Origin of the sequence: Bacillus sp. AY2-1 (assembly GCF_008368965.1) — a bacterium.
GTDB lineage: Bacteria > Bacillota > Bacilli > Bacillales > Bacillaceae_G > Bacillus_A > Bacillus_A thuringiensis_S.
In genome coordinates this window covers 1-5,365 of the sequence record NZ_QPEL01000050.1, presented here as the reverse complement: position 1 = coordinate 5,365, position 5,365 = coordinate 1, and the positions used below count along the sequence as shown (strand labels likewise).

Genomic DNA, 5,365 nt, shown 5'->3' with positions numbered 1-5,365 from the left:
ATATCGTAATAAACAAGAGGTAAGTACACATGAAAAAGTCCAAAATATAATGATTAATTCACAAGGTTGGATTGATTTTTATAATATTTGGTTTAAATCTTGATATATAAGGGCTTTTGCGCATTTTCATAAGATGTGTAAGAGCCTTTTTTGTATGTGGGAATAGGTTTGTTTTACACATTGTTACCCTACTTGTGATAAAAGTCTATTTACAGCGTAACAGTGTTATGTTACATTGTTATCAGGAAGGGGTGTTATACAGTTGAGTACAGATTTAATTTCAAAAAAAGATTTATTAGAACTAACTGGTATTTCATACGGACAGTTATATAGGTGGAAGAGAAAAAATTTAATACCGGAAGATTGGTTTATACGAAAGTCAACATTCACGGGTCAAGAGACATTTTTTCCGAAAGAAAAGATATTAGAGCGCATCGATAAGATCCAAACGATGAAAGAGGATTTATCACTTGATGAACTAGCGAATATGTTTTCACCGAGTGTGAGAGAAATTCTTTTAACAAAGGAAGACATTTTACGTAAGGAGATTGCATCAGAACCAGTTTTACAATTTTTCATAGAACAAACGAATAAAACAGCAGAGTTTCAATTTGTAGATATTCTTTATGTGTACATGTTAGAAGAATTACTACAATCGGGAGAGATTAGTTTAGAAGAAGGAAAAATGGTCTTGCAAGTTTTACGTGAAAATTATGAAGCAATTAAACATAAAACTTGTGATTTAATCGTTGTCCGAAAATTAGGGATTTCTACATGTTTATTAGTTTCAAACGTGGACGATTTAATTTTTGAAAAAGGCACTAAAATCGTTTTACGCGAAGCGATTATGAAATATACCGAAGCATTAAAAACTAAATTGTTGTAGTGGAGGAGAAAGTATGCGTACAGATAATTTGATTATAAATGGTTACGGTTCATCCAATGGCGGCGAGTTTCATAAAGTACAATTAAACGGAAAAGGAACTGTGAATGGAAATGTTGAATGTGAGCAATTTGAATGTAACGGTTACGGTGCAGTTACTGGCGATTTGAAAAGTAGCAGTGCACGAATTAGCGGATCTGGTAAAGTCGATGGCACAGTTCATGCTGAAACGATGCGAATTGATGGGAAAGCAACAATTACGCAAGATGTAAAGGCAAACAGTTTGAAAATTGCAGGAAAAGGTACGATAGGTGGAAATGTCACTGGTGAAGAATTTAAGGTCAATGGTCAAGCTACAATTGACGGTAATTGTGAAGTGGATACTTTTTCTTCAGAAGGAGAATTTACAATTGGCGGATTATTAAGCGCTGATGAAATAAATATTAATATTCACGGTACATGTCGAGCGAAAGAAATTGGTGGTCAAACGATTAAAGTAAAGCATAGACTAAGTACTTTTAGTAGGCTGTTTAAATCAGTATTTGGTATGCAATTAGAGGCTGAACTATTAGAAGGTGACAATATCGATATTGATTATGCTCACATAAGAACGGTAAGAGGAAATAATGTTACGGTAGGACCGAACTGTGAGATTGAACTAATCGAATATACGGGTGTTCTTACTGTTGATAAAAGCGCAAATGTAAAAGAAATTAAGCAGATTTAATGGAAGGGAGAAAATGATATGGAACATCAACACAGTCTTACTGTTAATGGTTCTGGTAGTTCAGCGGGCGGAGATTATAATAAAGTAAAGATTCGCGGTGAAGGAACGATTTCTAATGATATGAGCTGTAATGAATTTAAAACGTACGGCACGAGTGAAGTGTGCGGTAATATGAAAGTGAAAAGTTATGTCGTGTATGGAGATAGTGAAGTACAAGGAAATGTAGATGCGGAATCTGTAAAAGTATACGGAAATACACAAATGCATAGTGATGCTCATATTGAAAAAATAAAAGTAAGAGGTATGATAGAAGTTAAGGGGAAATTAACTGGTGATTTCGTAGATGTGAAAGGCGCTTTAAATGTAAAAGGAGATATTGAAGTTGAAGAACTATCACTAACTGGTGGCCTTGAAAGTGATGGATTACTTAATGCTGAAAATATTGAAATTTCACTTCGTTATGAAGGTAGCAAAGTAAGAGAAATTGGTGGTCAGAAGATTACCGTTCGTAAAAAAGTGAGATTTATTCCATTTACCAATCATGCTGGAAGCCTCCAAACATCTATCATTGAAGGAGATGATATCTATTTAGAACATACGATTGCTGAAGTTGTAAGAGGAAACAACGTTACAATTGGTCCTGGATGTGAAATTAGTATTGTAGAATATCATACTAGTTTTAACCAAAAAAGTAATGCAGTCGTAAAAGAACATAAACAAATATAAGTAGTATGAGGGAGAGCAAGGTTATGGTTGAGAAGAATAATAAGCTCGGCTTTGTTGTAGCGGGCTTATTGCTAGGTATTTTAATGGCATCAATGGATAATACCATTGTCGTTACAGCGATGGGAACAATCGTTGGTGATTTAGGAGGCCTTGAAAACTTTGTATGGGTCGTTTCTGCCTATATGGTCGCAGAAATGGCAGGTATGCCGATATTCGGAAAACTATCAGATATGTATGGTAGAAAGAGGTTCTTTATTTTCGGTTTAATCGTCTTTATGATTGGTTCGGCACTTTGTGGTACTGCTGAAAATATTACACAGTTAGGGATTTATCGTGCCATTCAAGGTATTGGCGGCGGGGCATTAGTGCCGATCGCGTTTACTATCGTTTTTGATATTTTCCCTCCTGAAAAGCGTGGGAAAATGGGTGGTTTATTCGGAGCAGTATTTGGTTTATCAAGTATTTTTGGTCCGTTGCTTGGTGCGTATATTACAGATTACATAAGCTGGCACTGGGTATTTTATATTAACTTACCGCTTGGCGTTTTAGCACTTATTTTTATTACATTCTTTTATAAAGAGTCAAGAGTTCATAGAAAGCAAAAAATTGATTGGTTTGGCGCAATTACTTTAGTTGGAGCAGTAGTTTCTTTAATGTTTGCGCTTGAACTTGGCGGACAAAAGTATGATTGGGATTCTAACTTTATTTTAAGTTTATTTGGTGGATTCGCTATTTTAATTATTGCATTCATTTTTATTGAACGTAAAGTAGAAGAACCGATCATTTCATTTGAGATGTTTAAACAACGTTTGTTCGGAATGAGTACAATTATTGCTTTATGTTACGGAGCTGCGTTTATGTCAGCAACTGTATACATTCCATTATTCATTCAAGGTGTATACGGTGGCACTGCAACAAACTCGGGATTATTACTTTTACCAATGATGTTAGGCTCAGTCGTAACAGCGCAGTTAGGTGGGTTTTTAACGACAAAGCTTAGCTACCGAAACATTATGATCATTTCTGCGGTTATTATGCTAATTGGACTATTTTTATTAAGCACATTAACGCCAGAAACAAGTCGTGTATTATTAACAGTGTATATGATTATTATCGGATTTGGAGTCGGCTTCTCATTCTCTGTACTAAGTATGGCAGCTATTCACAACTTCGGTATGGAACAGCGCGGATCTGCGACTTCGACGAGTAATTTCATTCGTTCATTAGGTATGACACTTGGTATTACAATCTTCGGAATGATCCAAAGAACAGGTTTCCAAGATCAATTAGAAGAAGCATTTAAAGGCATGAGCGGGGGAATGAATACAAACACATTAGGGGATTCAAGAGCCATTTTATCAGAATCGGCAAGATCTCAAATCCCTCCGCAAATATTAGATAAGATTATTGATGCTCTTTCTAGTTCAATTGTTCAAACATTCATGTGGGCATTGGTACCAGCTGGATTAGCATTCATATTCATTTTCTTTATGGGAAATGAGCGCATGGTAATTAAGAAAGAACAAACAAATAAAAAAAGTGAAACATCAAAAGCGTAATGAAAAAGCTCCTTTCCAATTGGAAAGGAGCTTTTTCGTATGTATGGTGTTAGATTAGCCTTCAATAATTTCGTATTCTTCGTCTGCAAGTAATAAAATTTGTGTTTTCTTACCTTTGTTTTGAACTTCAATTACATCGTATGCACCTAAGTCTCTTACTTTGCTTTGAGAAGCGTTAACCATAACTTCCATAGAATCGATTAAGATATCTTCTTCAATGTATGATTCAGGCAATGCCATATCTTCAGTTTCTAATACACATGCATATAGATTTTGTAAGTTTTCAGCAGTTGGGTTTTGTTCCTCAACATCAATGATGTTTTTTACTGCTTCCATATTTTCTTCTTTTACTTGGTATACTTTAATTTTAGCCATTGTTTTAATCTCCTTTATAACGTAATCGTAGAGGCTACACTTCATTATAACGTTTTTTTCATGAAAGATGAAATTGTTATATGTATTTATAGTAAAAATTATGTGTTATTACTCATTATTGGTGTAATTCCCGTACTAATATTATGAATAGGTAACGATATTCCTACGTTAAAGTTATATTGTCCAAGCTTTTTTGTTTTCCTTTCATATATATGTATTAGCTATTCTATATAGAGAAGGGATGGAGTGTAAGTGGATTGTGAGCCGAAACGTGATTGTGGATGTTGCCAAAATAGTATATGTGAATTTTTACAAAGTCTAGAACCGTATACTAAAGTTGAAAGTATTGTAATAGTAGGAAACGAAATCGTTGTATCTTATTTTCTTTCATTTAATGCGATGAAAGGGATTGTATCATTCGTACAAGAAGACAGTGAGGTTATTTTTGTAGATTGCTCAAAAATTGATGCAATCCGAATAGGAAAAGTTTGTAGTTGCAAATCGAAAGTTAAATATATTGAAGAGGACTTTAGCTTGCTAGGAAATGTGTGCCCGCAATGTTTAACAGAGGGGAGTACAATCTTTTTTGATTTTCATAATCCAGAATTAAATTTATGTTTACAAGCGAAAACAATTGATGCACCTATATGTACTGAATTTACAGATGAACTTGGGAATGTAGTAAAGCAAGTTGCAATTGTAGGTGAAGCGATTGTTTCTAAGGATTTTGTTCAAGTACCTGAACTGTTAGATTTTCGATTAGTTTTATCGGATACTGCTGCGAACCCTTTGAAGTTTGGAATGCTGTTCATTAATTTTCCTGATATTACATTCGTTATTCTTTTCGCATCTAGTGGATACTTAAACATTTCAAATTGTTTAAAGGTAGAGAGTGGAACTAGTAATATCGAAATAGAAGAGCTGAAAAAAATGATAAAGGATGACGTTAACACGTACAAGTCAGTTGTTAAATTGACTAAAGTATATAAAAATGGTGAAATGGAATCTTTTATTTCTAAGAAGGAGTTATAACGCATTTTTTGATAAATCCTCATACATTATGTTGAGGGTTTATACATACACGATGTATATTCT

6 protein-coding genes are annotated in these 5,365 nt (G+C 34.2%); 5 read left to right on the top strand and 1 reads right to left on the bottom strand.

Annotated elements, in window-relative coordinates; translation table 11 throughout:
• Window positions 1-262 precede the first annotated feature (262 nt).
• From DN403_RS12885 to DN403_RS12870, 4 genes are read left to right on the top strand one after another with little or no spacing between them, the layout of a single operon-like run.
• A complete protein-coding gene (locus DN403_RS12885; RefSeq protein ID WP_000102234.1) occupies window positions 263-886 on the top strand; it encodes a YhbD family protein in 624 nt (207 codons plus the stop codon).
• A gap of 13 nt (window positions 887-899) precedes the next feature.
• On the top strand, window positions 900-1,610 hold the full coding sequence (locus DN403_RS12880; RefSeq protein ID WP_149185527.1) for a bactofilin family protein: 711 nt from the start codon (window positions 900-902) through the stop codon (window positions 1,608-1,610).
• Between the two features lie 18 nt (window positions 1,611-1,628).
• The gene (locus tag DN403_RS12875) at window positions 1,629-2,336 is read left to right on the top strand and encodes a hypothetical protein (RefSeq protein ID WP_000401029.1); all 708 of its coding nucleotides are present in this window, start codon (window positions 1,629-1,631) and stop codon (window positions 2,334-2,336) included.
• Between the two features lie 23 nt (window positions 2,337-2,359).
• Complete coding sequence (locus tag DN403_RS12870; RefSeq protein WP_000229633.1) at window positions 2,360-3,895, top strand: MDR family MFS transporter; 1,536 nt, start codon at window positions 2,360-2,362, stop codon at window positions 3,893-3,895.
• A 54-nt stretch (window positions 3,896-3,949) separates the two neighbouring features.
• On the opposite strand, the gene DN403_RS12865 is transcribed toward DN403_RS12870, so the two are convergent.
• The gene (locus DN403_RS12865; protein WP_001062742.1) at window positions 3,950-4,270 is read right to left on the bottom strand and encodes a hypothetical protein; all 321 of its coding nucleotides are present in this window, start codon (window positions 4,268-4,270) and stop codon (window positions 3,950-3,952) included.
• 252 nt (window positions 4,271-4,522) lie between these two features.
• On the opposite strand from DN403_RS12865, the gene DN403_RS12860 reads away from it, so the two are divergent.
• Window positions 4,523-5,302, top strand: coding sequence for a BC_2878 family exosporium-associated protein (locus DN403_RS12860; protein ID WP_000340383.1), 780 nt, complete (start codon window positions 4,523-4,525; stop codon window positions 5,300-5,302).
• The last annotated feature ends 63 nt before the right edge of the window (window positions 5,303-5,365 follow it).

Bases quoted from the DNA above. Each gene is read 5' to 3' on its own strand.
- DN403_RS12880 (WP_149185527.1), top strand. From the start codon at position 900: ATGCGTACAGATAATTTGATTATAAATGGTTACGGTTCATCCAATGGC.
- DN403_RS12875 (WP_000401029.1), top strand. From the start codon at position 1,629: ATGGAACATCAACACAGTCTTACTGTTAATGGTTCTGGTAGTTCAGCG.
- DN403_RS12870 (WP_000229633.1), top strand. From the start codon at position 2,360: ATGGTTGAGAAGAATAATAAGCTCGGCTTTGTTGTAGCGGGCTTATTG.
- DN403_RS12865 (WP_001062742.1), bottom strand. From the start codon at position 4,270: ATGGCTAAAATTAAAGTATACCAAGTAAAAGAAGAAAATATGGAAGCA.